General features: G+C 65.9%; 30 protein-coding genes. 18 read left to right on the top strand and 12 right to left on the bottom strand.

Translation table 11 applies throughout. From position 1 onward, the window contains the following. Nucleotides 1–83: 83 nt before the first annotated feature. From HAPAU_RS00545 to ftsZ (HAPAU_RS00535), 3 genes are all read left to right on the top strand, one after another. Entirely contained in the window at nt 84–578 is a 495-nt protein-coding gene (locus tag HAPAU_RS00545; protein WP_066378210.1) for a double zinc ribbon domain-containing protein, read from the top strand. Nucleotides 579–747: 169 nt separating this feature from the next. Then, entirely contained in the window at nt 748–927 is a 180-nt protein-coding gene (locus tag HAPAU_RS00540; RefSeq protein ID WP_066378206.1) for a ribbon-helix-helix domain-containing protein, read from the top strand. A 2-nt stretch (nt 928–929) separates the two neighbouring features. Continuing rightward, complete coding sequence (gene ftsZ, locus HAPAU_RS00535) at nt 930–2075, top strand: cell division protein FtsZ (RefSeq protein ID WP_066378203.1); 1146 nt, start codon at nt 930–932, stop codon at nt 2073–2075. Between the two features lie 19 nt (nt 2076–2094). Here ftsZ (HAPAU_RS00535) and ncsA read toward each other — a convergent pair whose 3' ends face one another. After that, nucleotides 2095–3102, bottom strand: a complete 1008-nt coding sequence (gene ncsA / locus HAPAU_RS00530) for a tRNA 2-thiolation protein NcsA (protein ID WP_066378201.1) — start codon at nt 3100–3102, stop codon at nt 2095–2097. A gap of 78 nt (nt 3103–3180) precedes the next feature. Here ncsA and HAPAU_RS00525 point away from each other — a divergent pair, with 78 nt between their 5' ends. Both HAPAU_RS00525 and HAPAU_RS00520 read left to right on the top strand, forming a co-directional pair. Further along, nucleotides 3181–3831 (top strand): DUF7095 family protein, encoded by a 651-nt coding sequence (locus HAPAU_RS00525; RefSeq protein ID WP_066378193.1) that lies wholly within the window; start codon nt 3181–3183, stop codon nt 3829–3831. A gap of 69 nt (nt 3832–3900) precedes the next feature. Beyond that, entirely contained in the window at nt 3901–4368 is a 468-nt protein-coding gene (locus HAPAU_RS00520; RefSeq protein ID WP_066378191.1) for a DUF4442 domain-containing protein, read from the top strand. A gap of 6 nt (nt 4369–4374) precedes the next feature. On the opposite strand, the gene HAPAU_RS00515 is transcribed toward HAPAU_RS00520, so the two are convergent. From HAPAU_RS00515 to HAPAU_RS21465, 3 genes are read right to left on the bottom strand one after another with little or no spacing between them, the layout of a single operon-like run. Then, nucleotides 4375–5169: a class I SAM-dependent methyltransferase gene (locus HAPAU_RS00515; protein ID WP_066378189.1), complete on the bottom strand. Its 795-nt coding sequence runs from the start codon at nt 5167–5169 to the stop codon at nt 4375–4377. After that, a complete protein-coding gene (locus HAPAU_RS00510) occupies nt 5170–5997 on the bottom strand; it encodes a deoxyribonuclease IV (RefSeq protein ID WP_066378187.1) in 828 nt (275 codons plus the stop codon). 38 nt (nt 5998–6035) lie between these two features. Further along, on the bottom strand, nt 6036–6185 hold the full coding sequence (locus tag HAPAU_RS21465) for a hypothetical protein (protein WP_169802599.1): 150 nt from the start codon (nt 6183–6185) through the stop codon (nt 6036–6038). Between the two features lie 295 nt (nt 6186–6480). Here HAPAU_RS21465 and HAPAU_RS00505 point away from each other — a divergent pair, with 295 nt between their 5' ends. The 4 genes from HAPAU_RS00505 (at nt 6481) to HAPAU_RS00490 (ending at nt 10400) form a co-directional block, all read left to right on the top strand. Further along, complete coding sequence (locus HAPAU_RS00505; protein ID WP_066378185.1) at nt 6481–7362, top strand: coiled-coil protein; 882 nt, start codon at nt 6481–6483, stop codon at nt 7360–7362. A 137-nt stretch (nt 7363–7499) separates the two neighbouring features. Further along, complete coding sequence (gene sppA, locus HAPAU_RS00500) at nt 7500–8495, top strand: signal peptide peptidase SppA (RefSeq protein ID WP_066378183.1); 996 nt, start codon at nt 7500–7502, stop codon at nt 8493–8495. A 34-nt stretch (nt 8496–8529) separates the two neighbouring features. After that, nucleotides 8530–9663 (top strand): DUF373 family protein, encoded by a 1134-nt coding sequence (locus tag HAPAU_RS00495; protein ID WP_211263518.1) that lies wholly within the window; start codon nt 8530–8532, stop codon nt 9661–9663. A 29-nt stretch (nt 9664–9692) separates the two neighbouring features. Continuing rightward, nucleotides 9693–10400, top strand: coding sequence for a diphthine--ammonia ligase (locus HAPAU_RS00490; protein WP_066378181.1), 708 nt, complete (start codon nt 9693–9695; stop codon nt 10398–10400). 30 nt (nt 10401–10430) lie between these two features. Here HAPAU_RS00490 and HAPAU_RS00485 read toward each other — a convergent pair whose 3' ends face one another. Beyond that, nucleotides 10431–11402: a sugar phosphate nucleotidyltransferase gene (locus HAPAU_RS00485; protein WP_066378179.1), complete on the bottom strand. Its 972-nt coding sequence runs from the start codon at nt 11400–11402 to the stop codon at nt 10431–10433. A gap of 102 nt (nt 11403–11504) precedes the next feature. Here HAPAU_RS00485 and HAPAU_RS00480 point away from each other — a divergent pair, with 102 nt between their 5' ends. Beyond that, complete coding sequence (locus HAPAU_RS00480; protein ID WP_066378177.1) at nt 11505–11798, top strand: transcriptional regulator; 294 nt, start codon at nt 11505–11507, stop codon at nt 11796–11798. Nucleotides 11799–11804: 6 nt separating this feature from the next. Here HAPAU_RS00480 and HAPAU_RS00475 read toward each other — a convergent pair whose 3' ends face one another. Together HAPAU_RS00475 and HAPAU_RS00470 are read right to left on the bottom strand one after the other, a co-directional pair. Continuing rightward, nucleotides 11805–12434, bottom strand: coding sequence for a helix-hairpin-helix domain-containing protein (locus tag HAPAU_RS00475; RefSeq protein ID WP_066378175.1), 630 nt, complete (start codon nt 12432–12434; stop codon nt 11805–11807). A gap of 21 nt (nt 12435–12455) precedes the next feature. After that, nucleotides 12456–13283, bottom strand: coding sequence for a shikimate dehydrogenase (locus HAPAU_RS00470; protein ID WP_066378172.1), 828 nt, complete (start codon nt 13281–13283; stop codon nt 12456–12458). A gap of 82 nt (nt 13284–13365) precedes the next feature. On the opposite strand from HAPAU_RS00470, the gene HAPAU_RS00465 reads away from it, so the two are divergent. The 3 genes from HAPAU_RS00465 (at nt 13366) to ftsZ (HAPAU_RS00455) (ending at nt 17330) form a co-directional block, all read left to right on the top strand. Continuing rightward, entirely contained in the window at nt 13366–14754 is a 1389-nt protein-coding gene (locus tag HAPAU_RS00465; RefSeq protein WP_066378170.1) for a sodium:calcium antiporter, read from the top strand. Nucleotides 14755–14794: 40 nt separating this feature from the next. Beyond that, a complete protein-coding gene (locus tag HAPAU_RS00460) occupies nt 14795–16117 on the top strand; it encodes a D-aminoacyl-tRNA deacylase (protein ID WP_066378167.1) in 1323 nt (440 codons plus the stop codon). Nucleotides 16118–16184: 67 nt separating this feature from the next. Beyond that, the gene (ftsZ, locus tag HAPAU_RS00455) at nt 16185–17330 is read left to right on the top strand and encodes a cell division protein FtsZ (RefSeq protein WP_066378165.1); all 1146 of its coding nucleotides are present in this window, start codon (nt 16185–16187) and stop codon (nt 17328–17330) included. Nucleotide 17331: 1 nt separating this feature from the next. Here the strand turns inward: ftsZ (HAPAU_RS00455) and HAPAU_RS00450 are convergent, their stop codons facing one another. Further along, entirely contained in the window at nt 17332–18375 is a 1044-nt protein-coding gene (locus HAPAU_RS00450) for a DUF7350 domain-containing protein (RefSeq protein WP_066378163.1), read from the bottom strand. A 38-nt stretch (nt 18376–18413) separates the two neighbouring features. Continuing rightward, a complete protein-coding gene (locus tag HAPAU_RS00445) occupies nt 18414–19805 on the bottom strand; it encodes a hypothetical protein (protein ID WP_066378160.1) in 1392 nt (463 codons plus the stop codon). A gap of 91 nt (nt 19806–19896) precedes the next feature. Between HAPAU_RS00445 and HAPAU_RS00440 the strand changes: the two genes are divergently transcribed. The 3 genes from HAPAU_RS00440 to HAPAU_RS00430 all read left to right on the top strand — a co-directional run bounded on the left by HAPAU_RS00440 (nt 19897) and on the right by HAPAU_RS00430 (nt 21385). Further along, nucleotides 19897–20070 (top strand): protein translocase SEC61 complex subunit gamma, encoded by a 174-nt coding sequence (locus tag HAPAU_RS00440; protein WP_066378158.1) that lies wholly within the window; start codon nt 19897–19899, stop codon nt 20068–20070. Between the two features lies 1 nt (nt 20071). Then, entirely contained in the window at nt 20072–20509 is a 438-nt protein-coding gene (locus tag HAPAU_RS00435; protein ID WP_066378155.1) for a transcription elongation factor Spt5, read from the top strand. Nucleotides 20510–20632: 123 nt separating this feature from the next. Next, nucleotides 20633–21385, top strand: coding sequence for a PHP-associated domain-containing protein (locus tag HAPAU_RS00430; protein ID WP_066378150.1), 753 nt, complete (start codon nt 20633–20635; stop codon nt 21383–21385). Between the two features lie 6 nt (nt 21386–21391). Here the strand turns inward: HAPAU_RS00430 and HAPAU_RS00425 are convergent, their stop codons facing one another. From HAPAU_RS00425 to HAPAU_RS00415, 3 genes are read right to left on the bottom strand one after another with little or no spacing between them, the layout of a single operon-like run. Then, entirely contained in the window at nt 21392–21880 is a 489-nt protein-coding gene (locus tag HAPAU_RS00425) for a metal-dependent hydrolase (protein ID WP_066378148.1), read from the bottom strand. A gap of 38 nt (nt 21881–21918) precedes the next feature. Then, nucleotides 21919–22413 (bottom strand): CinA family protein, encoded by a 495-nt coding sequence (locus HAPAU_RS00420; protein WP_066378146.1) that lies wholly within the window; start codon nt 22411–22413, stop codon nt 21919–21921. Next, a complete protein-coding gene (locus HAPAU_RS00415) occupies nt 22410–22763 on the bottom strand; it encodes a nuclear transport factor 2 family protein (RefSeq protein WP_066378143.1) in 354 nt (117 codons plus the stop codon). The genes HAPAU_RS00420 and HAPAU_RS00415 overlap by 4 nt, the downstream gene beginning before the upstream one ends. Before the next feature lie 76 nt (nt 22764–22839). On the opposite strand from HAPAU_RS00415, the gene HAPAU_RS00410 reads away from it, so the two are divergent. Both HAPAU_RS00410 and HAPAU_RS00405 read left to right on the top strand, forming a co-directional pair. Further along, nucleotides 22840–23940, top strand: a complete 1101-nt coding sequence (locus tag HAPAU_RS00410) for a pyridoxal phosphate-dependent aminotransferase (protein ID WP_066378140.1) — start codon at nt 22840–22842, stop codon at nt 23938–23940. Between the two features lie 55 nt (nt 23941–23995). Continuing rightward, nucleotides 23996–25072, top strand: a complete 1077-nt coding sequence (locus HAPAU_RS00405; protein WP_066378139.1) for an ArsA family ATPase — start codon at nt 23996–23998, stop codon at nt 25070–25072. Nucleotides 25073–25091: the final 19 nt, after the last annotated feature.

Raw genomic sequence — 25091 nt, 5'->3', positions numbered from 1 at the left:
CCGTGGCCTCCCTCGGCGGAAGACGGGCGTCCGACACGAGCCTAAACGTTAAAATACCCGGGCTGGGTATGACGCGTTAGCCGATGAGCAAGATAACCTTCCGCGCGGACGACGACCTCGTCGCGCGGATCGAGGCGATGGACGCCTCGAAGAGCGAGGTCATGCGCGAGGCGCTCCGTGCGTACCTCGGAGTCGCCCCACCGTCCCCTCCCGAATCGGACTCGCTCGATACGCTCATCACCGACCGGATCGACCGGCGCATCGCCGAGCACCTCGACGACCGGCTCGCTCCCGACGTAAACGTCACCGTCACGGTCGAGGACGACCGTATACGCCATTCCGACGGGTCGGAGCGGGCGGTGCAAACGGACGAACACGTCGGATACGAACATTCGCACGTCCGTCACTGCGTCCAGTGTGGCGAAACCGTCGATTCGGACCACGTTTACTGTCCGAACTGCGGTGAGAAGGCCGACACCCCCGCGGTCTGTGAGTGTGGCGACGAACTCCGTACCGACTGGGCGTTCTGCCCGAACTGTGGCCGCCGAACCCCCGCTGCCGACGTCCTCGACCGCTGATGTCCTACATCGGCCGGTAGTTTTAATAGTTCGTGGGAGCACGCTATGGTCATGTAAGACACGTCTTACGTGCTAGCCATCGACTCGTCACGGATGGGGCGGGTCTGGCTGCTATGTAAGACACGAAGGTCGCAACTACGACCTTCGTCTTACGCCAGGGGAAGATACCATGGAACGTGTGACACTTCGAATTCCAGAACAACAGATAGAAGAGGTCGAACGGATGGTCGAAACGGGGCAGTTCCCCAACCGCAGCGAGGCGATTCGCGCCGCGGTTCGGGAGATGCTCGACGAACGGGGCGTGAGCCAGGACGCCCAGGGAACCGATCGTCCGTGGGCGAAGGTGTAACGATGCAGGACATCGTCCGCGATGCGCTCGACAACGCCGAGGCCGAACAGGAGCGAAAACGCGAGCTCGGTGACGCCGACGAGTTCGGCGATCCCCGGATCGTCATCGTCGGCTGTGGCGGTGCCGGCAACAACACCGTCAACCGCCTGTACAACATCGGCGTCGACGGGGCCGATACGGTCGCGATCAACACCGACAAGCAGCACCTCCAGATGATCGAGGCCGACACGAAAATCCTCGTCGGCAAGTCCCTGACAAACGGACTCGGCGCCGGCGGCGACCCCGAGATGGGCGAGCGCGCCACCGAGATGGCCACCGGTACGATCGAGGAGGTGCTCGGTGACGCGGATCTCGTGTTCGTCACTGCCGGTATGGGCGGCGGCACCGGCACCGGCGCGGCGCCCGTCGTCTCGAAGATCGCCAAAGGCCAGGGTGCGATCGTCGTCGGCATGGTCTCGACGCCCTTCAACGTCGAGCGAGCGCGAACGGTGAAAGCCGAGGAGGGCCTCGAGAAACTGCGTAACGAGGCCGACTCGATCATCGTGCTGGACAACAACCGCCTGCTCGATTACGTCCCGAACTTGCCCATTGGAAAGGCCTTCTCGGTGATGGACCAGATCATCGCCGAGACAGTGAAGGGGATCGCCGAGACGATCACCCAGCCCTCGCTGATCAACCTCGACTACGCCGACATGACCGCGATCATGAACCAGGGCGGCGTCGCCGTCATGTTGGTCGGCGAGACACAGGACAAGAACAAAACGGACGAAGTGGTTCGCGACGCGATGAACCACCCGCTTTTGGACGTCGATTATCGTGGTGCCTCGGGCGGACTCGTCCACATCACCGGTGGACCCGACCTCACCCTGAAGGAGGCAGAGGGCATCGCCGACAACATCACCGAACGCCTGGAGGCGAGCGCGAACGTGATCTGGGGTGCGCGCATCCAGGAGGAGTACAAGGGCAAAGTGCGAGTGATGGCCATCATGACGGGCGTCCAGAGCGCCCAGATCCTCGGGCCGAGCACGCAGAAACAGGCCGACCGCTCGCGGGCGTCGATCAACGGCGAACGGGTCGAAACCGGCGCACAGAGCGATGGCGGACGCAACGAGCGCGAGAAGAACAACGGGCTGGACGTCATCCGCTGACGCGACGGCTCTCCTCCTTTTAGGCCGAAAGCGATTCGAGCAGGGAACACTTCCGACAGACATCGCGTGTCGTGGTCGAGCCACACCGCTCGCACTCTTTCAGATCGGCGCTCCGGTCGTCGAGTTCCTCCGAAACGATCCCCCCCAATTCTTCGTAGCCGGCCATGATCGAGTGGCGCGTTCCCGGGTGATTTTCCTCCAACCCGTAGAGCAGGCGCTGGATCTCTCCACGGTAGGCCTCGCTCGAATGTGGACACTCGGTGATGTGGGCCGGAAGATCGAGAAGGTGGGCGTAGAGTGCGACCTCCTTTTCGGGGACGTCCCGCAGGGGTTTGGCCCGGGGGACGAACGCCTCTCCTTCTTTTCGCGTTCGCGGACTCCGTCCGCTCTCGTTCGAGGAACGGAGTTCCTCGCGCTCCTCGAACCCACCTAGCGAGGCGTCGAAGTGTTTCGCGATCTGGGCGACATCACCTTCCAGGAAGTTCATCAGGGCGGTCTGGGCCTCGTCGTCGAGGTTGTGGCCCGTCAGCAGCTTATCGGCGCCCAGCTTTTCGGCGTATTTCGAGAGGAGGTCCCGGCGGAACACACCGCAGTACGCACACGCGGCCATGTTCTCGGGGTCGTCCTCGACGACATCGTCCATCCGCACGCCGAACTCCTCGCCATAGCTGACGACCTCGTGGCGGATCCCGATCTCTTCGGCGAGTTCTACACAGGCGTCCAGACTCCTATCGCGATAGCCCTCGATCCCCTCGTGGATCGTCAGGCCGACCAACTCGACGCGGGGGTCCTCCTCGAACGTCTCGTGGAGGACGTGAGTCAGGACGACGCTGTCTTTCCCTCCCGAAAGGCCGATCACCCACGTCTCGGGATCCTCGGGTGTCGCCCCCTCGGAGAGCAGTGAGTCCTCGCGGACCCGTTTTCTGACCCGGCGGTCGACCGACTCGAGGAAGTGGGCCTCACAGAGGTGGGCCCCGGAGTACGCCGCGTGCATAACTGCCTCGCGGTCGCACTTCGTACAGTCCATCGGCCGACCCTTGCCTACCTCCGCGTATGACGGTTTCGCTCCGAGAGGGTTTTGGCCTCCCGCGAGCAAGAGAGGACAATGGATCGTAGCGCGGCGGTCGAGCGGGTCGAACGGCTGGTCGAGACGGTCGAATCCGATCCCATGCCCGTCCCCGTTCGCGAGATATGGGTCTACGGCGAGGTCTCCCTGGGACTCGACCCGATCGAACGCCTCGACGTCTACCTCACGAAGGACATCCTGTTGGGCGATGACAACGGGGGCGACCGGAGCGGGGAGTTCGAGAAGCGATACGGCGTGAAGGGGATCGGACAAACGATCAGAAGCGAGTGGGCGGCCGAGTTCCCCGAGTTCGTTCGAGCCAACGACAACGGCTACGCCGCCCCCGAGAAGTGTCTCGCGGCCCACCTCACCGAGCGCGACGAGCCGATCCACCTCGAGGTCTGTAACGCGAGCTTCGAGGACAACGTCACCCAGCGCCTGCAGGGCGCAAGGATGCGAAACGACTACGAGCAGATCCTCGACCCCCGCGGGGTCTGTCTGTGGGTCGACGGCAGGCGTAGCGAGGAGGCGTTCGGGAAGCTCCGGTCGGGCGAACTCGTCCTCCCCACCCTACCGGAGGCCCTCGAAATGCTCGGCATGGACGAGGACGAGGCGAGCGAGGCCGCCGAGACCCTCCAGGCCTACCGCGAGCGCCAGGAGGGCGCGACCGTTCGAGGAGACGTGGTCTGACGCCGGAAACTCCTCCTCGCTCGCTCGCCGTTTCACAATCCCTTTCGTAGATTCCCGCCATCTCTCGGCATGTTCGACGCTCTCCGCGCGCGGCTCTCCCGGCACGTTTTCAACCTGTTTCCGGCCTATCGGGGCACCGGCGGCCGGATCACCCACATCGCGCCCGACTGGCAGGAGGTCCGGATCGAGCTCCCGTTGAACTGGCGGACGCGCAACTACGTCGGCACCACCTGCGGCGGCAGCATCTACGGCGCGGTCGACCCGGTCTACATGATGATGCTGATCCGAACCCTCGGCGAGGCGTACGTCCTCTGGGACAAGGAGGCCGAGATCCGGTTCAAGAAGCCGGGGCGGGACACGCTGTACGCGACCTTCCGGCTGTCCGACGAGGAGCTCGACGCCATCCGCGCGGAGCTCGAGCGGACCGACTCGACCGACCGCGTCTACACTGTCGACCTTGTCGACGAGGAGGGCGTCACCCACGCCACGGTGAAAAAGACGCTCCACGTCACGACCGATCAGGGGAAGGCGGCTTAGTCGGACCTACGCCTCGACCCGGCCGACGGTCACGTAGAACGGGACACGTTCGACCCGTTCGTACTCGTCGGCCTGCATCTGTGAGATGGCTTCGCGCCCCATCTCGCGCCATTCCGCCCTGAGCGAGTCGATCTCCGCCGCAGTGAGCGCCTCGGCGAGCGTCCCCCGGTCGCTCTCGATTCCCGCCCCGGTGGCCTTTCGCTTCGCGCTTTCGAGCGCTACCTCGCCGTAGGGTGGTTTCACCACCGTCTCGTGGTCGTACCGCCGCGTTCGTACGTCCGATAGTCCAACCTCCTCGAACAGTTCCTTACTATCGGCCCCGAGGGTGACGTCCGTCCCGACGCCCTCGATGTAGTGGCGGCGCGCACGGCGCGCGAGCCCCGGTTCGTCGTCCACCGTCGACTCGACTTCCACCTCACCGTTGTCGGGCTCGATCGCACAGACGAGGTCGGCGGAAACACGGGTTAACTCCTCGACGGCCCGGCGGGGCTCGGGGAGGTTGATCAGCAGGGCCTGGCAGGTCACGAGGTCGACCGCGTCGTCCCGGAGGGGCAGGCGGGCCGCGTCACCCGCGAGAACCGGGACGTGCTCGCAGGCCGCCTTCAGGAGATCGCGATCGGCGTCGACCCCGACCACGTCGGCGGGGCTCTCGCGGGCGAGCACGCGCGTCAGCTCGCCCGTCCCGCAGCCGACGTCCGCGATCCGCTCTCTGCTTCCTAGCTCGAGGTCCGCGAGCGCCCCGACTTCCTCCCACATCCCCCGGCGGGTCGATTCGAGATACTCCGCGTCGAACCGGCGCATCTACTCCCGGAGCTCTCTCACGCGGGCGATGTTCCACTCGTAGCTCTTGCCGTTCTCCGTGGGCGTTTCGAGCACCAGCGGGACACCTTCGAGGTCGGGGTGGTTGATGATCGCCTCCATCCCCTCGACGCCGATCAGCCCCTCGCCGACGTGGGCGTGTTCGTCCTTGTTCGTCCCGCAGGCGTGCTTCGAGTCGTTGAGGTGGATACACCGTAGGTGTTCGAGTCCCACGACGTCGTCGAACTCCGCGACGGTCTCCTCGACACCCTCAGTGGTAGAAAGGTCGTAGCCCGCGGCGAAGGCGTGGGCGGTGTCGACACAGACGTCGAGTCCCTGCTCGCTGGCTTCGAGCACGCGCGCGAGGTGTTCGAACTCGCCGCCGAGCTTCGTTCCGCTTCCCGCGTCGCTCTCGATTAGGATTGTCACGCCCTCGGGGACGTCGAGCGCGTCGAGTGCGCTTGCGGCGTTTTCGAGCCCGCCCTCGACGCCCGCGCCGGTGTGTGCTCCGAGGTGGACGTTGACGAACTCGATGTCCAACCGTTTGGCGGCGTCGAGTTCGGCCTGCATGCTCGCGACCGACTTCTCGCGCAGGTCCTCTTTGGGCGTACAGAGGTTCACGAGATAGGAGGAATGGATGACCCACGGGCCGTCGAGCTCCTCTTTCGTTCCCTCTCGGAATCGAGCAGCCTCCTCCTCGCCGATCTCGGGCTGGGCCCAGACCTGTGGGGAGGTGGTGAAGATCTGCCCGCAGTTACCGCCCACATCGAGTTGGCGCGGGACGGCGTTGTCGACGCCGCCGGCGATCGAGACGTGTGCTCCGACGTGCATGCAGGGGGGAGCCATCGGGGGAGGATAGGAGCTTCGAATCACCTGCGAGCGACCGTGATCGTCACCGTCCTACAGGGACACTCGTAGGCGTGACGGAGATAGCCGTCCCGCTCGAAGCTGAGTTCCGGTGTGTTCGCGTCTAGCTGCCGATCACAGCCCTCACAAGTGCAGCCGAGCCGTTCGAGCATACTTTCATCGAGGCGCTCAGTCCGTATTACCCTCCGCCACGGGCGAACCGAAAGTGAAACTGGTCGGACCGTGGAGGGCGGAACGCCGCTAAACAGGTGTCTTGGTACCAGTTTACAGGGTTTCACGACCGCAACAGTTAAATTGATAGTACCTGTACTAACGGGTACCAGAACGCCACCGGCGTGGCGGCAGTATCGCTCGAAAAATGAGAGGGCATCCTTGTACACGGCTGGTTGCGATGACGAGTGTACACTGCCGGATTTCGGTGGAGGGATGGACACGGATCAACTACGCATGGTAGACGAAAGCAAGAACATCGAGGTCAGCGACTCCGACCTCGAAAGTGACTCGAAAGGACAGCTCATCAAACTCGCCGGCAAGCTTCGGGACCGACGGAACGATCTCAACCAGATGGCCTCGAAGCGCGCCGGAAAGCGCGACGAACTCAACGCGGCCACCCGCGAGAAGGTCGACGAAGCCCAGGAACACCGGGAGAAACGCGACGAGTTGAACGAGCAGGTCCAAGAGCACAAACAGAAACGAAACGAACTCAACGCGAAGGCCAACGAGCTGTTCGACGAGGTCGAGGGCCGCAAATCGGACCTCGAACTCGACGACGGCAAGGGCTTAGAGGAGCTCGAAGAGGAGATCGAGCAGCTCGAGTTCAAACAACAGACCGAGGTCCTCTCGACGGAGGACGAGCGCGAACTCATCGAGAAGATCGAGAACAAACGTGAGGAGTACCGCACTCGTCAGGAGAAACTCGAGGGCAACGACGACCTCGAGGAGCTCGTCGAGGAGGCAGAGGAGGTCCGCTCGGAGGCCTCACAGCACCACCAGAAGGTCACGGAGCTCGCCGATCAGGCCCAAGAGCACCACAACCAGATGATCGAGGCCTATCGGGAGGCCGACGACATCCGCGACGACGCCGACGACATGCACGAGAAGTTCGTCGAGGTCCAAGAGGCTGCAGACCAGCACCACGAGGACTTCGTGCGCGTCCAGAAGCGTCTGCGTGAACTCGACAAGAAAGAGGAGAAGGCCCGCAAGTCCAACCGCGAGCAGGAACGCGAGGAGGCCAAAGAGGAGGCCGAGGAGATCTATCAGAAGTTCAAAGAGGGCGAGACCCTCGACACCGAGGACCTGATGAAACTCCAGAAGACCGGCCTGCTCTAGACGCCGCAATTCAGTTCGTCTACGGTTCGTTTCTCACCTCTTAGTGGCATCAGTGCCGACGGACCGCCGTTCCCGTTCTCAACCTTTAATCACGCGCCGCCGAAAGGACTGACCATGAGCGCAGTTCGGAGGTTCCCATGAAGACGGCGACGATCGGACGATTGGCCGTGACGCTGTTGGGCGCGGTGCTCGCCGCCGCCGCCGGCTACGTGCTGTTCGTTGCACTCCCTACGACGGGAACGGAACTCGTCGGAATCCTGCTCGTGATCGCAGTGGGGATGATCGGCCTGCGGATCGCGGGCCGGCTCGCCGGGAGGGTCTTTGCGACCTACAACGTCGCGGAGGTCGCCGTCGAGGGACCGATCAAACGTGACGGCGGTGGCGGTCGCGTTCCGAGCGGGCCGAACGCCACCCCTACCGACGACATCGTCGAACGGATCGAGGCCGCAGACGAGGACGGGAACGTCGAGGGACTGCTGGTGAAGCTGAACACCCCCGGCGGCGAGGTCGTCCCGAGCGACGACATCCGGAGAGCGATCGTCGAGTTCGAGGGGCCGACGATCGCCTATACAACTGATGTCTGTGGCAGCGGGGGCTACTGGATCGCGAGCGGCTGTGACGAGTTGCTGGCCCGCGAGGCGAGTCTCGTCGGGTCCATTGGCGTGATCGGCTCGCGGGTGAACGCCTCGGATCTCGCCGAACGGGTCGGCCTCTCCTACGAGCGCTTCGCCGCCGGCCGGTACAAGGACGCGGGCGTGCCGCTTCGCGATATGGACGAGCACGAACGGGCCTATCTCCAGGGGCTGATCGACGACTTCTACGGCCAGTTCGTCGAGCGCGTCGCCGAGGGCCGCGACCTCTCCGAAGAGGAGGTCCGCGCGACCGAGGCCCGCGTCTTCGTCGGCGAGGAGGCCCTCGAACTGGGGTTGGTCGATGCGCTGGGAACCCGCGAGGATGCCGAGGACCGTCTGGCCCAACGCCTCGATATCGAACCCGACGTTCGGGAGTTCACGCCCGAACGGGGTATGATGGCCCGGCTCTCGATCGGGAGCGCGTCGGTCGCCTACGCCTTCGGGGCGGGGATCGCGAGCGTACTCGGCGACTCGGATCGGGAGATCGAGGTTCGCCTGTAGGTTTTTATCCGGTCGGCGTTTGTGTCCGCACACCGTGAGTACGTTGGTGGTGTGTCTCGACCGGTCGGACGAGATCGCAGGGACGGTCGGTGTCTCCCCGCCGGTCGTCGGCTGGGAGGCGGTCCGTTCGTTGGTGATCGACGTCGGTCTCGCGGATCCCGAGGACTCCCGGGTCAACTGTCTGCTCGAGACGCTTCGCGTGGCCCGCGAACTCCGCGACGACGACGAGGAGACGACGGTCGCGCTCGTCACGGGCGGGCGCGACGCGGTCGATACGGGCCGCTCGATCGCCACCCAGATCGAGGAGCTTCGTGACAGCTACGCGGTCGATTCCGCGATCATCGTCATCGACAGCGCCCAAGACGAGCGGTTCGTTCCCGTCATCGAGAGCCGCCTGTCGGTCGACTCGGTCGACCGCGTGGTGGTCCGGCAGGCCCGGGACATCGAGTCGACGTACTACCTGCTCAAACAGTTCCTCGGCGACGAGGAGCTCCGCCAGACGACGCTCGTCCCCATCGGGATCGCGCTGATCGTCTTTCCCCTTCTGTTGACCTCGATGGGGCCGGTGATCGCCGTCGCCTCGCTGACGGCGGTCTTCGGGCTGTTCCTGCTGTATAAGGGTCTCGGCGTCGATACCTACCTCTCGGCGCTTCCGGCCACGATACGCGACGCCCTCTATTCGGGACAGGTCTCGGTCGTGACCTACGCCGTCGGCGCCGGTCTCGCGCTGATCGGCGTCTTCGTCGGCCTGCTCGGCGTCTCGGGGCTCGATTCCCGCGGCGGCGTCTTCGTCCCCGCGATGCAGTTCGCCTTCGACAGCGTGCCCTGGCTCGCGATGGCCGCGCTCGCGGCGAGCACCGGCCGACTGCTCGACGAGACGATCCGTGACGAGTCGGTCCCGACCACCTCGCTCAACCTCCCGTTCGGCGCGGTCGCGCTGGGGATCGTGACCCGCGGGTTCTCGGCGTACTTCCTCCAGCGAAGCGACGTCATCGACCGGACCGGCGTCCCGCCGATCGACGTAGGGGTCGTCTCCGTCGAGGGGTTCGTCCTCTCGCCGCTCCAGCGCCTCGCGGTGTTCGTCGTCGCCGCGGTCGTCGTGAGCCTCGTCGGGGTCCGGGCGGCGACCCACTTCGCCGGCACGCCCGAGGCGGAACCGACCGACTGACCTTTGTCGCTCAGACCGAAACCACGGGTATGACGAACTGGATCGCGCTCTTTTCGGGCGGGAAGGACTCCTCGTGGGCGCTGTATCGGGCGCTCGAGAACGGGCTCTCGGTTTCGCGGCTGCTCACCGTCCACCCCGCCGCCGATTCGTACATGTACCACGTCCCCGCGACCGATCTCGCTTCGCTCGCGGCCGAGAGCATCGGCATCGAACTCGTGGAGGTCGATTCCGCGGTCGGAACTGGAGATGTCACGGACTCGGGCGCACAGGGCGACGCGGAACTCGAACCGCTCGAACGCGCCCTCTCGGATCTCGACCGGGAGATCGGCGTCGACGGGCTGATCGCCGGCGCGGTCGAAAGCGAGTTTCAGACGACTCGGATCGCGGCGATGGCGGAACGACTCGGCGCGGAGACGTACACCCCGCTGTGGGAGCGCGATCCCGTCTCCCTCGCGGAGGCGATGCTCGAGGCGGGCTTTACGATCCGGATCGTGCAGGTCGCCGCCGCCGGGCTCGACGAGTCGTGGCTCGGCCGAACGCTGGATCGGGACGCCCTCGACGAACTGATCGATCTCAACGAGCGCTATGGGGTCCACGTACTGGGCGAGGGCGGCGAGTTCGAGACGCTCGTCACGGACGGGCCACACATGGATCGCCCTATCGGACTCGAGTACGAAACCGAGTGGGACGGTACCCGCGGAACGCTCCGAATCACCGACGCGTGGCTGGATCGTTGATTACGTCGGTGACGGCGCTCGGCGGAGTCGCTACTCCTCGTCGCCGTTGATCAGGGTGTGAGCGCCGATGAGCGCGCCTGCGAGGTTAATGTCCTCGACGTGCGTGCCCTCGTCGATGATCGTTCCCCGCAACTCACAGTCCTTGACGGTCACGTCGGGGAAGATCACCGAGCGTTCGGCGGTCACGCCATCGAGACGTGCGCCGGCCATGACGTGGACGTTCTCGCCGATCTCGCTGTTCTCGACCGTCGCCTCGGGGTGGATGTGCGAATCGCCGTCGAGAAACCACTCGACGGCGTCGAGGTAGCTCTCGGGGGTGCCGATGTCGTACCACGCCTCGTCGAAGACGAACCCGTAGACGTCCCCGCGCTCGACGAGCCACTGGATGAACCAGCCCGGCTCGTCGGGATTGTTGCCGTTCTCGAGGTACTCGCCCAGTTTCGGGAGCGTCTCGGACGGGAAGCCGTAACAGGCGATCGAGGCGAGCGTGCTCGCGGGCTCGTCGGGCTTCTCCTCGAAGCTGACGACCCGATCCCCGTCGATATCGACGATGCCGTACTGGCTCGCCCGGTCGTACGAGCCGACGTCGTAGGCGGCGAGCACCGGTGCGTCGTTGGCCTCGAAGAAGTCGATGAACTCGCTCACGTCGAAGCTGATCAGATTGTCGCCGGCGATTACCACCGTGTCGTCGTCGAGCCCCTCGCGCTCTACCAACTGGGCGAGCGCGCCGACGACCCCGAACTTCTCGTCTTCCGCGCTCGTGTCCTCGACCGAGACCCGCGGTTTCTCGAACCGGCTCGCGGCGATGTGTTCCTCGAACTCCTCCTCGAAGCGCTCGTTGGTGCTGACGTAGACGTCCTCGATCCGGTCGTCGTCCTCGAACCCGGCGAACACCTGGTCGATGACGGTCTCGTCACCGATCGGGAGAAACATCTTCGGTCTGTGTTTCGTGATCGGCCACAACCGCGTCGCATACCCACCCGCCAGCACGATGGCGTCCATATCCCCATACTCACCGTCCGGGATTAAGTCGCTTTCCCGTGACACCGGGTACCAGAACCGGGCCGCGACAACCGTTTTGTGCCCGTACCGTCTCGAACGCCCATGCACGAATCGAGCGCTACCACCCGCGAACGGATCGCCGCCCGCCTCCGTGAGGGCCCCGCGACGCCGAGCGCGCTCGCCCGCGAGTTCGCGATCACGACCGCGAGCGCGCTCTCGCACGTCGAACACGTCTCCCGGTCGGTCGAGCGCGCCGACGGCGAACGGCTGCTCGTCTCTCCGCCCGAGTGTCGCGAGTGCGGCTTTTCGGGGTTCGACGACCCGCTGAACGTCCCCTCGCGGTGCCCCTCCTGTAAGGCCGAGTCGGTCGAGGAACCCGCGTTCCTCATCGAGTAGCGCGCGTTATCGGTCCTGCGCGCGGTCGATCCAGCCCTGGATGCGCTTTTCGGAGAGACCAGTCGTCGCCGAGAGCTCCTCTGCGTCGGCCGCGGCGAGATCCCCTGGGGAGTCGACGCCCGCCTCCGAGAGCTTCGTCGCGTACGAGGGGCCGATCCCCTTGATCTCTCGGAGCGCCCCCTCGTCGGACGGTTCGGCGTCATCGGTCGGCGAGTCGGTGGCGTCCGGTTCGGTCTCGTCGGCCCCGTCCCCGATCTCCTGTTCGGGCTCGACCGTCTCGATCGGCTCTGACTCCGAGTCGACGAGCGGCCCATCGTCTTCCGTTTCGGCCGGCGGGGTGTCGACTTCGGGATCGACTCCGGATTCGGTCGAGGGCTCGGAGTCCGGTTCTCGGTCGGGTGCCGACTCCGGGTCGATATCCGGCTCGGGTTCGGGCTCGCTCTCGTTGGCCGGTTCGGGGTCGGCGGCCTCGGTTCCGGGGGCGGGCGTCGCTGGCGGGGCCTCCTCGTCGGCCGGTTCGGTCGCGCCGGGCTCGCGTTCGACCGTGACGCCGACGTCGTCGGTGCTCTGCCGATCGCTGCCCGAGCGCCCGTCGTCGAGTCCGAACAACGATTTCAGCTTGTTCAGCAGTGCCATTGGGGGGATATACGTGCCGACCTACTTAAAAGCGCCCGACTCATCGGACAGTTCCGCCCGCAGGGCGTCGTTCATCGTCTCGACCGGAGCCTCCCGCCCCGTCCAGCGCTCGAACGACTCGACACCCTGAAAGAGCAACATCCACGCCCCGTCGATCGTCTCGGCCCCCGCCTCCCGCGCGTCCCGGAGGAGGCGCGTTTCGAGGGGACGGTAGACGACGTCCATGACTGTCAGATGCCGGTCGAGTGCGTCGGCTGGGACGGGCGAGGCGTCCTCCTCCATCCCGACGCTGGTGGCGTTAACGAGCACGTCGGCGTTTTCGAGCAGGCTGGGCAGGTCCTCGAGGCCGTGGCCGGTCGCTCCCGCGACCGCCGTCGCTACGTCCTCGGCGCGCTCCTCGGTTCGGTTCGCGATGTGAACCGTCGCGCCGGCGTCCGCGAGCGCGAAGGCGATCGCCCGCCCCGCCCCGCCCGCGCCGACCAACACTGCCCGCGCGCCGTCGACGTCCACGTCGTGGTGTTCGAGCGCTCGGCGCGCGCCGGCGGCGTCGGTGTTGTGGCCCGTTGGCCGGCCGTCGGCGGAGAAATCGATCGTGTTGACCGCCCCGATCCGATCCGCCAGATCGTCGAGTTCGACTATTCTGAGGACGTCCTGCTTGAACGGGATCGTCACGTTCAACCCCTCGATGCCGAGCGCGCCGGCCCCGGTGATCGCCGCTTCGAGCGCCTCGGGGTCGGGCTCGAAGGTGACGTACCGGGCGTCGATCCCGAGTTCCCGGTAGGCCGCCTCGTGCATCGGCGGTGACAGCGAGTGAGAGACGGGGTTGCCGAGCAGTCCGTACACGTCCATGCGTGGGCGTCGTCGCCTCGACCGATAAACGGACCGGAACGGAACAAAAGAGATAGGTGCGTGTCTCCCCCCTCTCAGCACGATGCTACAGCGTCTTCGCCATCCGCTTACCGCGGTCGCCCTGACCCTCTTCCTCACTCTACCGTGGCTCTACACCTGGGTCTCACACGGCGGGCACGTCGAACCCGGTGCGCCCTACTCCGCGGGACTCACCGTCGCCGTCTCCGGGATCGCGGTCCTCGGGGCGGCGTTCCTGCTGGCGTGGGGCGCCGAAACCGCAGAGAAGGACGTTCCGCGTGCCTTCGCCATCGCGGTGCTGGCGGTGCTCGCGGTCGCCCCGGAGTACGCCGTCGACGCGCTGTACGCCTGGCAGGCCGGATCGATGGAGGGGACCCAGCGCGGGGCCGACGCCGCGAACCTTGCGGTCGCCAACATGACGGGCGCGAACCGCATCCTCATCGGCATCGGCTGGTCGGCCATCGCGCTCTTTACCGTCTATCGGGCGGGAGCCTCGCGTGATCCCGCCGTCGAACACCGAGAGGGCTTCCTGCGCAACGCCGTCACGATCGATCGCGACCTCAGCCTCGAGATCACGTTCCTCTTTGCGGCCACGGTGTTCGCCTTCGTCGTCCCCTTCAGTATGGCGAGCCTGAACGGCGGCGGCTCCGCCGGCGGGATCGGCCTCTTCGACACCGCCGTCCTCGTGGGGATGTACGTCCTCTACATCGCGATCATCGTCCGCGGCGACGTCGAGGAACACGAAGAACAGGTCGGCGTCCCCGCGTACTTCCAGTCGTTCCCGAAACCGGCCCGGATCGTCGTCGTCCTCACGCTGTTTGCGTACTCGGGGGCGATGATCTACACCGCCGTCCACCCCTTCGCGATGGGACTGGAGACCATCGGCATCCAGTACGGCATCCCCGAGTTCTTCATGATCCAGTGGATCGCGCCCCTCGCGAGCGAATCGCCGGAACTCATCGTCGTCGCCTACCTCGTCAACAAGGCGCGCTCGACGGCGGGGTTCAACGCGCTGATCTCCTCGAAGCTCAACCAGTGGACACTGCTGATCGGGACGCTCGCGGTGGTCTACTCCATTGCCGCGGGCCATTTCGGTGCGCTCCCGTTCGACGAGAAACAGGTCGCCGAGATCTGGATCACCGCAGCCCAGAGCCTCTTCGCGCTGGCCATCCTCTCGAACTTCGAGATAACCATGCGCGAGGCGGTCGTCCTGCTCGTCCTGTTCGTCTCGCAGGTCGCGATCGAGTTCGCGATCATCCGGCTCTACCCGGAGGGCGTCGCCGCGGCGCTCAGCCTCGACGTCCTCTACGCGTACACCGCCGTCTACCTCGTGATCGGGGGATACCTGCTGGTCACCCGTCGTGAGGAGCTCCGGGGCCTGTTCGCCCGGACAGGAACGACGGTCCGAGACGCCATCGGGTCGCGCGACGCTCGTCCCGAAGGGGCCGACTGATCCCGACCGGCTTTTACTCCCGGACCACCTATCACCGAGCGTGATCGGAATCGTCGTCAGCCGCGCCGATTTCGCGTCCGAATCGATCGGCGAGCAGATGCTCGAACTCGCCGACTGGCGCGAACGCGAGGACCCGGGCCGGCTCGAGGGGGAGGGCGGCGGGACCTACCACACGCTCGACCTCGACGGGACGAACTTCGAACTTCGCACCTTCGAGGAGTGGCACCTCGAACTCGAGGGGGTTGCCTCGGCCTTTTCGGATCCCTCGATGGTCGTCTTCGCCTCGCGCCATTCGGGCGAGACCGGCCCTCTTTTGACCGCTCATTTCACGGGGAACTTCGGCGAGGCGGAGTTCGGCGGACAGGAGGGTGAACTCGCGGCGGCCTGCCCGGCGGCGCACAAGCAGCTGTTGGAGAACTTCCGCGAGCACGCCCCTCCGGGCTACGAGGTCGGCATGGAGTGTACGCACCACGGACCGACCTCCGTGGGCGCGCCCTCGCTCTTTGCGGAACTCGGAAGCGACGAGGCCCAGTGGGAAGACGACGCGGGCGCCCGCGCGGTTGCACAGTCGATCCTCGGGCTTTCCGACACGGTTCATCAGGAGAAACAGGTCATCGCCTTCGGCGGGGGTCACTACGTCCCGCGGCCCACACGGATAGTCACCGAAACGCCGTGGGCCGTGGGACATATCGGCGCGGACTGGTGTCTGGAGTCGATGGGGCCGATCGACCCCGACGTGATCGAGCAGGCCTTCGAGAAGAGCGGAGCCGATCTGGCGGTCATCGACGGCGAGCGACCCGAACTCGAATCGACCATCGGGGAGTTGGGCTACCGCGTCGTGAGCGAGACGTGGCTCCGGGAGGTCGGCGAGCGGGACCTCGACCTCGTGGGACGGCTCGAGTCCGAACTCGGGAGCGTCGAGGAGGGGCTTCGGTTCGGCGAGCGCGAGGGAGCGGAGTTCGAGACCCACTCGCTGCCGGCCGAACTGATCGAGGCGGCCCGCGCGGTCGACTCCGAGGCGGTTCGCGAGGCGGTCGAGCGCCACACCGTCGCCTTCGGGACCACCGAGAACGGGACCGCGATCGGCGAGCGGGCGGCGTTCGCGAGCGAGGACGATCGAGCGGCGCTGGTCGAGGACCTCGTCTCCGTTCTCGAACGCGAGTACGATGTCGAACGGGAGTCCGAGAGCATTCTCGTCCGCGAGCGGGCGTTCGATCCCGAGAAGGCGGCGACCCTCGGAATCCCCGAGGGACCGGCGTTCGGAAAGCTCGCCTCGGGTCGGGCCGTCGAGGTAGAGGGCCGAACGATCGAACCCGAGGCGGTCTTCAGCGAGCGGGTCAAAGAACTGTCGTATTCGGCCTGAGGTCCGACGCGCGTCGGACGTAAACGGGAACAATCATTACGATGGGTACATTACGAGCGCGCAAGACATGGACTCGATCATTCAGGACGCCGTCGAGAGCGACGAGGCGGAGCAGGCGGCGGTAGGAGACGACGCCGAGGACGGCGTCACCCCCGAGGTCAGCGAGTCGGGGCAGATGACCGACGAGGAGTTGCGCGACGTCCTCGAGGACCTCCAGACCAACATCACCGTCGTCGGCTGTGGCGGTGCCGGCGGCAACACCGTCAACCGGATGGAAGAGGAGGGTATCCACGGCGCGAAACTCGTCGCGGCCAACACCGACGTCCAGCACCTCGTGGAGATCGAGGCCGACACCAAGATCCTGCTCGGCGAGCAAAAGACCAGGGGCCGGGGCGCTGGCTCGCTCCCACAGGTCGGCGAGGAGGCGGCCCTCGAGAGTCAGGACGAGGTCAACGACGCGATTCAGGGATCGGACATGGTGTTCGTCACCGCCGGGCTGGGCGGCGGGACCGGCACCGGCTCCGCGCCGGTCGTCGCGAAGGCCGCCCGCGAGTCGGGCGCGCTCACCATCGCCATCGTCACCACGCCCTTCACTGCGGAGGGCGAGGTCCGGCGGACGAACGCCGAGGCCGGCCTCGAGCGGCTGCGTGACGTCGCCGACACCGTGATCGTCGTCCCCAACGACCGCCTGCTCGACGCCGTCGGCAAACTCCCCGTCCGACAGGCGTTCAAGGTCGCCGACGAGGTGCTCATGCGATCGGTGAAGGGCATCACCGAACTCATCACCAAGCCCGGGCTGGTGAACCTCGACTTTGCCGACGTTCGAACCGTCATGGAGAAGGGCGGCGTCGCCATGATCGGACTCGGCGAGAGCGATTCCGAATCGAAGGCCAAGGACTCGGTCAAATCGGCGCTTCGCTCTCCCCTGCTCGACGTCGACATCTCGGGGGCGAACTCCGCGCTCGTGAACGTCACCGGCGGCAACGACATGAGTATCGAGGAGGCGGAAGGCGTCGTCGAGGAGATCTACGAGCGAATCGACCCTGACGCCCGCATCATCTGGGGCACCTCCGTCGACGAGGAGCTCGACGGCGCGATGCGCACCATGATCGTCGTCACGGGTGTCGACTCCCCGCAGATCTACGGCCGGGGGGACGAGGAGAAAGAACAGCAATCGAGCGGCCAGCTCCAGGACATCGACTACGTCGAATAGCTCAGTACGAGAGCTCGATCGCGGGCATCTCCAGGAATGCGGTCTCGTAGCCGTCGTGGCGTGCGATCTGTGGGACCGATCCGACCTCGATTCGAAGGTCGTCGCCCTCCTCAATCGCGACCTGCGTGCCGTAGTGAAACCCCAGTTCCGGATCGAGCATCCCCGCTAGCGCGTCCTCGAAGACGGTTTCTCCCGCCCGTTCGATCCTCGTCGACAGCGACATCAGCGGGAGCATCACGCGGTTGTGGGGCGTCCACGGCGAGACGGCGAGGTACTCCCCGCCGAAGCGTTCGGCCTCGAGGCGGGCGACGACGAACGCCGCGTCGCCGCTTTCCCCGGTCCCGACGATCTCGCCGGGGAACTCCTCGCCGGGGGGCACTGTCGACTGGGGCCTGTCGGCGTGTTCCATCAGAGGGAGTGCGCCGCGTTCACCCCGCCGGCTCTCCTCGACGAGCGTGAAGTCGAGATCGTAGACGTCGTCGGGGACGAACTCGAAGTCGATCTCGGCCGTTCGGGGCTCCTCGAATCGCCCGGCGAGATCGCCCACTCCGCGGGCGTCGGCGGGGTTGATCCTGAGCGTCGCGGTGTACTCACCCTCCTCGATCGCGAGGTTGTCGCCGTAGTGAAACCCCATGCGCTGGGAGAGCATCGGCCAGAGTTGCCCCGAATAGGGTCTCTCCCCTTCGCCCTCGACGCTGAGCCGGATGTCCGCCGGGACGACCGTTTTCGACTCCGTCTCCCAGACGCTGGTCATGAGATGCAGCGAGTCCTCGTCCCCGATGTCGACCATGTTGGTCTCTGCTCCGGTGATCGTCCAGAACCGGTGGGGGAAGGTGTAGGTCAACGCGACGGTGTACTCCCCGGCCTCCGTCGTCCCGTAGCTCCCCATCTCCTCGCTCGAGGCGGGAACGTAGACGGCGTCGGGACGGTCCTCGACGAGCGGCGGGTCGCGCCAGGCCGACTGGGTCTCGAAGACGCCGAGACAGCCGGTCAATCCGATCGAACCGAGGAGGGCACCGGCCCGGAGGAAGCCACGGCGGTCCATATCGACACTCGGGGTGTCGCGGTCTTACGGGTTGCGCTTCACCCGACGAACGCGGGGTCGGCGGTTGGAAGCGAGATCAGCCAGAGGCTGACCATCGTATAGCAGATCATCACGATCACGAACGGATACTGGCTGCGGATCGCCTGCAAGCGGCTCGGGAACACCGAAAACGAGGCGGCGTGGGCCGCCCAGATCGCGAGCAGGTGGCCCGCCAGAACGAACGCGACGTCGAGCAGTCCGAACCAGCCCGGCAGGACGAGCGTCAGGGGGGGGAGCGGCGGCGAGAGCGGGGAGCCGAGGGCGAGCGCGAGCGACGGCGACAGCGAGACGAAGAAGGTAAAGTAGTGCGCGAGGTGATAGCCCGCGGCGATCGCCAAAAGCGCCGGCGCGAAGCGGATCGCCAGGTGCTCGGCGGTGACGTAGGTCTCGGCGAGGCGTTTCGCATACCGAGTCGCGAGCCAGTAGCTCCCGAGAAAGAGGCCGTAGCCTGCGATGAGATAGATCGCGTAGGTGACGAGCGGCGGCACGCCGAGACCGACGAGAAACTCGACGCTCGCGATCCCCGCCGGGACGACGACGAAGGCGCTGTAGGTGAGTTCCCAGACGAGCAGGAGGACGAACGCGACCCCGCTGAGGCCGTCGATCCCCTCCGATTCGCGGAGCGTCGCACCCGGTAGGACGAGCCGCACCCCATCAGGGGTGCGCTGGATCGGCGCGACCGCGCCGTAGTACCGAAAGAGCACGCCGAGGGGGTCGCCGTAGCGAAACCAGTCGGCGGGCGAGAACAGGACCGCGCCCGCGAGCGTGTAGACGCTGTAGCAAAGCACCGCGATCGTCAGCGTTTCGGGGACGGTGTTGATCGGGACCACGATCTCGACCCAGAGGATCGCGAGCAATCCGATGACGGCGGGCCAGACGCCCCAACGCTCGGGGTACTCGATGAACCCGCTCGGAAGCGTCCGCGAGAGCGCTCGCCACGGGTTCAGCGCGGGCCACGGGTTCACGAGCAGGTAGGCGACCATCACCAGCCCCGCGCGTGCCCCGACGAAGACGACGAGCACGGCGAGGTTGGCGTTCGCAACGCTCGGTCCGGTAAAGCCGACGTAGACGACGAGTGCGAGGCCGACGACGGCGACCGCACCGGCGAGATATCGGAGCGGTCGAAGCGGTCCGTCGCCCGCACTCACGGGTCGCGCCCACGTGTGGAGCGAGTCGATCAGCCGGCGGTCGGTGACGAACATCGCGAGCAGGCCAGAAGCGCCGACGGCGGCACCGCCGGTGAAGAGGTAGAGCCACGTCGGCACCTGCAGGTCGCGGCCCTCGCCCTGGAGGCCGGTCGCGACGTTGCTCGCGGCGACGGTGTCGGTCGCGAGCAACAGAAACCACAGCGCGAGCGCCCCGAGTACGAGCCTGCGAGTCCGTCTACCCATCGTTGGCCCTCGGGACCGGAGGGTTCTCTACCTGTCGCTGGCGCCCCTCATCAATAGATAGAAAACCCCCGCTCTCCTATCGCCGGCCAGTATGAACGTACCGACCGATATCAACTCCTACGTCCGTGTCTTGAAGTTCGCCACCACCCCCGAGTGGGAGGAATTCTCGCGTGTCGCCCTCATCGCCGGTGCGGGGATCGCCCTCGTCGGAATGATCGGCTTTCTCATGTTCGTCATCATGAGCTTCCTCCCAGGAGGCCTCTGAAATGCCGATCTACGCCGTCAAAACCACGGCGAGTCAGGAGCGAACCGTCGCGGACATGATCATGAACCGCGAGGAGCCCGAGATCCACGCGGCGCTGGCTCCCGACTCGCTGACCTCTTACGTAATGGTCGAATCCGACGACCACGCCATCATCGAGCGGGTCCTCGATGAGATCCCCCACGCCCGCTCGATCGTCCCCGGCCAGAGTTCGATCACCGAGGTCGAACACTTCCTCAGTCCGAAACCGGACGTCGAGGGGATCGCCGAGGGCGACATCGTCGAACTCATCGCCGGGCCGTTCAAGGGCGAGAAGGCCCAGGTCCAGCGCATCGACGAGGGCAAGGACCAGGTCACCGTCGAACTCTACGAGGCGACGGTTCCGATTCCGGTGACGGTGCGGGGCGATCAGATCCGCGTGCTCGACTCCGAAGAACGCTAGCGCGTTCCTCGAACACCGGAACGGCGACTCCGAAGAACGCACGAGTGACGTAGCTACGAGACCGCATCCGGAACCGTCCACGCGAACCACAACTCGCAAACCTGCCCTCCGCGACCCTCCAGTATGCCGACTCGTGTCGACCCGCACGTGAAGACCCTCGACGAACAGGTCGCCCACCGGGCGAAAGCCCGCAATATAGATGTCCTCGTCTACGCTCCACACTTCACTCGCCTGCCGGAGATCAGAGCGCGCGCGGAGCGCTTCAGCGACGACGACCTGCTCGTGGTTCCGGCCCGCGAGCTGTTTACGGGGAGCTTCCGGAAGCGAAAGCACGTCCTCGCGCTCGATCTCGACACTCCAGTCCCGGACTTCCTCACCCTCGAAGCCACCCTTCGCGAACTCGATCGACAGGACGCCGTGGCGCTCGCCCCTCACCCCGAGTTCGCCACCGTGAGTCTCGATATCGTCGACCTGAACCGGCACCCCGACCTGTTTTCCGGTGTCGAGATCTACAACCCGAAACATCTCGAGAAACACAATCGCCGTGCACAAGAGATCGTCCGCGAGACCGGTCTCCCATCCTTCGGCTCGTCGTACGCACATCTCACGCCCACTATTGGCGAGGTCTGGACCGAGTTCGACGCCGAGATCGAAGCGCCCGCCGACCTGCACCACCTCCTGCGTTCGGGCGCGCCTCGTAGGGTGTTCCACCGATCGGGACGGGGTCACGAACTCCGGCGTCGGGCGGAGTTCGCCCACCTCGCGTGGGAGAACTCCTGGGAGAAGGTCGACCGACTGGTCCTCTCGGGGATGGAGGCGACCCATCCGCGTCACCCCGCCTACGAGGGCCGGTTCGACGAGGGCGCGGTCTACTGATGCGGGCTACCGGACGCCAAGCAGCGTGAGCGCGCCCTCCGCCATCGTCGGGGGCAACCAGTGGATCACGGCCGCGGCCAGCGCCAGTTCGAGGGCTGTCACGACGACCGTTACGACCGGGGACCACCGGCTTCTGACGGGCACCCCGAACGGAAAGCCGAACTCCCGGCTCCAGAGCGGGTAAAACAGCGCGATCCCGCGTTTGCTCCCCAGCACGTCGAGGAGGTAGTGACTCAGGACCCCGACCCAGACCCACTGTAGGTTGGCGAAGTAGATCGGGTAGGCCAAGAACACGAAGAGGACGGGCAGGTTGTGCAGCGTCTTTCGATGCGTTCCGAACGCCGTATCCACGTCCGGAAAGAGCGCACCCAGAACGATCGGGACGAACAGTTCGGCGACCGTCACGGCCGTCTCGACCTCCGCGGCGGGCCGAACCAACACCCCCAGACCGACCGCCAGCACCGCCGCGTTCAGCACGTGCCCACGTTTATCCATCTATCTGATATATGTTGGGAATGCAAATAACGATTGCGTCAGACGATCTCGTGGAGGAGATCCGAGAGGGCCTGTCGGGCGATCTTCCCCTTGATCCCCCGTCGGCCCCCGTCGAACTCGTAGCGCGAAACGGTCGCATAGGAGCCCCCGGAGCCCCACGGCGCGGCGTAGGCGACACCGATGTACACCGTTCCCACGGGGTTTTCCTCGCTGCCGCCGGAGGGTCCGGCGATTCCAGTAGTCGAAACGCCCCACGTGGTGTTGGCGACGTCGCGTGCACTGCGGGCCATCTCGCGGGCGACGGGTTCGCTCACCGCGCCGTACTCGTCGAGAGCCTCCCGGGAGACGCCCAGCATCTCCCGTTTCGCGTCGTAGGCGTAGGTGATAAACCCTCGGTCGAAGTAATCACTCGATCCTGGGATATCGGTCAGCAGCGAGCCGATTAGCCCGCCCGTGCAGGATTCGGCAGTCGCGACGGTCGCCCCGTCCTCGCGCAGGGCTTCGCCGACGCGCCTCTCGATCGGGTCGCTCATACCCGACCGGTGTCCGTGTAGGTCCAGCGCTCCTCGATCAGTCCTTCGTCGTCGAACCGGTGGATATCCACGAAGCCGAACTCGACCTGCTGGCCCTCCAGAACGCCCGCGAAGTGTCCCCGAACCGCGATCGTGTCGTCGTCCTCGGTGAGGTCGATCACGGTGTGGGTCCCCCGTTCGATCGCCCGTACCTCCCGGTAGAACTCCTCGAACTCCTCGATCCCCTCGATGGGGTCCTGGCCGGGACGGTGGTAGACGACGTCCTCCGAGAAGAGCGAGAACAGGTCCTCGTGGGCCTCATCGTCGACGTACTCGTAGTACTCCCGGATCGCCTCCTCGTTCGCGCTCATGGTCGTGCTACGGACACTCGGGATATACCTCTTGGGAGTCCGAAAGAGGGAGGACCGGGCGCTTCCGAGAGGCTGTATGGACTACGAGAAGCCGCTTTTCTTCCAGGTGATGCAGTACGCAGAGCGGGCCGAGCGGGACGTCATCGACATGGTCAGCGGCAACCCCGACTGGGAGCCCCCCGAAACGCTTCGCGATGGGCTCCGCGAGTACGCCGACCGCCCCGTCTCCGAGTTTCAGTACCCCCCGAGCGACGGCCTGCGCGACCTTCGCGAGGAGATCGCCTCCCGACGGAACGTCCCTGTAGAGCGAGTGATCGTCACTAACGGTGGGGGCGAGGCGAACTACCTCGCGATGGCCGAAGCCCTCGACAGGGACGCCGGAAACGAGGTCCTTCTCACCGACCCCGTCTATCCGTACTATCCCGGCAAGACCCAGATGTTGGGCGGCGAGCCAGTCTACGTCCCCGTCGAGGCCGACGGCCGACTCGATCCCACGGTGGTACGTGAGCACGCGAGCGACGGAACCGCGGCGATCGTGGTCAACTCGCCGAACAACCCCACGGGGGCTGTGTACGGTGAGGACACGATCGAGGAACTCGTCGCCATTGCGGAGGAGAACGACGCGATCCTCGTAAGCGACGAGGTCTACGATCACTTCGACCAGTCCGGACGCTTTACGAGCGCGCTGTCGGTCGACTCCGAGCACCGCGCGATCACGGCCAGTTTCTCGAAATCGATGGCGATCACCGGTTTCCGGGTCGGCTACACCGTCCTGCCGCCCGCGCTGGCCGAACCCGCTAGAACCCGGCACATGCTCGTCAACGTCACCGGCTCGCGACCCGCCCAGTACGCCGTTTTGAAGGCCCTTCGCGAGACGGGCCCCGACTACTACGAGGGCACTCGGGAGATGCTCGCCACGCGCATCGACGCCTTCACCGACGCGCTCGATTCGGCGGGTGCACAGTACACCCGCCCGGACGGCGCGTTTTACGTGCTGGCGCGCTTCGAGGGCTTTCCCGGAACGATGGTGAACGTCGAGCGCCTGATCGACGAGGCCGGTGTCGCCGGAATGCCCGGCGAGGCGTTCGGCGAGTCGCGATCCGAGTGGTTCCGCTTCGCCCTCGTCACGCCCCGCGCCGAGGAGGCCGCCGACCGGCTCGCGGGGTTTTTCGCCTGAACCGCACTGCTGGCGAGACCGACGGGTACACGGCGATCGCCCCGAAACGGGTGGTATGGCAGAACTGGACGTCGAACCCGTCGAGGAGATCGAGGACGTCGAGGTGTCGGTTCCGTCGGGCGTCGACGCGCCGGAGTACGTTCTATACGGGGGGAAAGGCGGCGTCGGCAAGACGACGATGGCCGCCGCGACCGCGCTCGCGAGCGCGCGGGACGGCACTCGAACGCTGGTGGTTTCGACGGACCCCGCCCACTCGCTTTCCGACACGCTCGAAACACCCATTCCGGGCGAGCCGACGCAGATTCGAGACGACATCCCGCTCTTTGCCGCCGAGATCGACCCCGACGAGGCGATGGATGAAGGGATGTTCGGCGGCGAAAACCCGTTGGGAGGGCTCGAAGGGATGTTCGGTGGTGCGGGCGGAGCAGGTGACGGGGGGCCGGCCGGGGAGGAAGCGGAGGACGGATTGGGCGACCTGCTGTCGGGCGGGTCGATGCCCGGTGCGGACGAGGCGGCGGCGATGCGCCAGCTGCTCCAGTACCTCGACGACGACCGCTTCGACCGGGTCGTGATCGATACCGCGCCGACGGGCCACACCCTCCGACTGCTCGAACTCCCCGAGCTGATGGACTCGATGGTCGGGCGACTGATGCAGTTCCGCCAGCGGATGCAGGGGATGGTCGAGGGGATGAAGGGGATGTTCGGCGGCGAGACCCCCGAACCGGGAGCCGACCTCGACGAACTCCGCGAGCGGATCGAGCACCTGCGGGCAGTACTGCGCGATCCCACGAAGACCGATTTCCGCGTCGTGATGGTTCCCGAGGAGATGAGCGTCGTCGAGTCCAAACGCCTGCTCAGTAGGTTAGCGGAGTTCGAGATTCCCGTTTCTACCGTCGTGGTCAACCGCGTGATGGAGGACTTCGCGGACGTCGCCGGCGGCGACCCCGAGGACTTCGTCTCGCCGGACGTCGAGAACTGCGAGTTCTGTAAACGGCGCTGGCAGGTCCAACAGGGTGCGCTTTCCCGCTCGCAGGAGCTCTTTCGCGGCCACGACGTCAAACGGGTGCCTCTGTTTGCCGACGAGGTTCGAGGAGAGCGGATGCTCGAACTCGTCGCGGCCTGTCTGGACTGACTTTATCCCGGTCCCGGCC

It is taken from the genome of Halalkalicoccus paucihalophilus (assembly GCF_001593955.1).
GTDB classification, from domain to species: Archaea; Halobacteriota; Halobacteria; order Halobacteriales; family Halalkalicoccaceae; genus Halalkalicoccus; species Halalkalicoccus paucihalophilus.
This window is presented reverse-complemented; position numbering and strand designations above follow the sequence as displayed.

What these genes read in the sequence shown, in the direction of transcription:
- HAPAU_RS00545 (WP_066378210.1), top strand. Translation starts at nt 84, where the DNA reads ATGAGCAAGATAACCTTCCGCGCGGACGACGACCTCGTCGCGCGGATC.
- HAPAU_RS00540 (WP_066378206.1), top strand. Translation starts at nt 748, where the DNA reads ATGGAACGTGTGACACTTCGAATTCCAGAACAACAGATAGAAGAGGTC.
- ftsZ (WP_066378203.1), top strand. Translation starts at nt 930, where the DNA reads ATGCAGGACATCGTCCGCGATGCGCTCGACAACGCCGAGGCCGAACAG.
- ncsA (WP_066378201.1), bottom strand. Translation starts at nt 3,102, where the DNA reads ATGGACTGTACGAAGTGCGACCGCGAGGCAGTTATGCACGCGGCGTAC.
- HAPAU_RS00525 (WP_066378193.1), top strand. Translation starts at nt 3,181, where the DNA reads ATGGATCGTAGCGCGGCGGTCGAGCGGGTCGAACGGCTGGTCGAGACG.
- HAPAU_RS00520 (WP_066378191.1), top strand. Translation starts at nt 3,901, where the DNA reads ATGTTCGACGCTCTCCGCGCGCGGCTCTCCCGGCACGTTTTCAACCTG.
- HAPAU_RS00515 (WP_066378189.1), bottom strand. Translation starts at nt 5,169, where the DNA reads ATGCGCCGGTTCGACGCGGAGTATCTCGAATCGACCCGCCGGGGGATG.
- HAPAU_RS00510 (WP_066378187.1), bottom strand. Translation starts at nt 5,997, where the DNA reads ATGCACGTCGGAGCACACGTCTCGATCGCCGGCGGCGTCGACAACGCC.
- HAPAU_RS21465 (WP_169802599.1), bottom strand. Translation starts at nt 6,185, where the DNA reads ATGCTCGAACGGCTCGGCTGCACTTGTGAGGGCTGTGATCGGCAGCTA.
- HAPAU_RS00505 (WP_066378185.1), top strand. Translation starts at nt 6,481, where the DNA reads ATGGTAGACGAAAGCAAGAACATCGAGGTCAGCGACTCCGACCTCGAA.
- sppA (WP_066378183.1), top strand. Translation starts at nt 7,500, where the DNA reads ATGAAGACGGCGACGATCGGACGATTGGCCGTGACGCTGTTGGGCGCG.
- HAPAU_RS00490 (WP_066378181.1), top strand. Translation starts at nt 9,693, where the DNA reads ATGACGAACTGGATCGCGCTCTTTTCGGGCGGGAAGGACTCCTCGTGG.
- HAPAU_RS00485 (WP_066378179.1), bottom strand. Translation starts at nt 11,402, where the DNA reads ATGGACGCCATCGTGCTGGCGGGTGGGTATGCGACGCGGTTGTGGCCG.
- HAPAU_RS00480 (WP_066378177.1), top strand. Translation starts at nt 11,505, where the DNA reads ATGCACGAATCGAGCGCTACCACCCGCGAACGGATCGCCGCCCGCCTC.
- HAPAU_RS00475 (WP_066378175.1), bottom strand. Translation starts at nt 12,434, where the DNA reads ATGGCACTGCTGAACAAGCTGAAATCGTTGTTCGGACTCGACGACGGG.
- HAPAU_RS00470 (WP_066378172.1), bottom strand. Translation starts at nt 13,283, where the DNA reads ATGGACGTGTACGGACTGCTCGGCAACCCCGTCTCTCACTCGCTGTCA.
- HAPAU_RS00465 (WP_066378170.1), top strand. Translation starts at nt 13,366, where the DNA reads ATGCTACAGCGTCTTCGCCATCCGCTTACCGCGGTCGCCCTGACCCTC.
- ftsZ (WP_066378165.1), top strand. Translation starts at nt 16,185, where the DNA reads ATGGACTCGATCATTCAGGACGCCGTCGAGAGCGACGAGGCGGAGCAG.
- HAPAU_RS00450 (WP_066378163.1), bottom strand. Translation starts at nt 18,375, where the DNA reads ATGGACCGCCGTGGCTTCCTCCGGGCCGGTGCCCTCCTCGGTTCGATC.
- HAPAU_RS00445 (WP_066378160.1), bottom strand. Translation starts at nt 19,805, where the DNA reads ATGGGTAGACGGACTCGCAGGCTCGTACTCGGGGCGCTCGCGCTGTGG.
- HAPAU_RS00440 (WP_066378158.1), top strand. Translation starts at nt 19,897, where the DNA reads ATGAACGTACCGACCGATATCAACTCCTACGTCCGTGTCTTGAAGTTC.
- HAPAU_RS00435 (WP_066378155.1), top strand. Translation starts at nt 20,072, where the DNA reads ATGCCGATCTACGCCGTCAAAACCACGGCGAGTCAGGAGCGAACCGTC.
- HAPAU_RS00430 (WP_066378150.1), top strand. Translation starts at nt 20,633, where the DNA reads ATGCCGACTCGTGTCGACCCGCACGTGAAGACCCTCGACGAACAGGTC.
- HAPAU_RS00425 (WP_066378148.1), bottom strand. Translation starts at nt 21,880, where the DNA reads ATGGATAAACGTGGGCACGTGCTGAACGCGGCGGTGCTGGCGGTCGGT.
- HAPAU_RS00420 (WP_066378146.1), bottom strand. Translation starts at nt 22,413, where the DNA reads ATGAGCGACCCGATCGAGAGGCGCGTCGGCGAAGCCCTGCGCGAGGAC.
- HAPAU_RS00415 (WP_066378143.1), bottom strand. Translation starts at nt 22,763, where the DNA reads ATGAGCGCGAACGAGGAGGCGATCCGGGAGTACTACGAGTACGTCGAC.
- HAPAU_RS00410 (WP_066378140.1), top strand. Translation starts at nt 22,840, where the DNA reads ATGGACTACGAGAAGCCGCTTTTCTTCCAGGTGATGCAGTACGCAGAG.
- HAPAU_RS00405 (WP_066378139.1), top strand. Translation starts at nt 23,996, where the DNA reads ATGGCAGAACTGGACGTCGAACCCGTCGAGGAGATCGAGGACGTCGAG.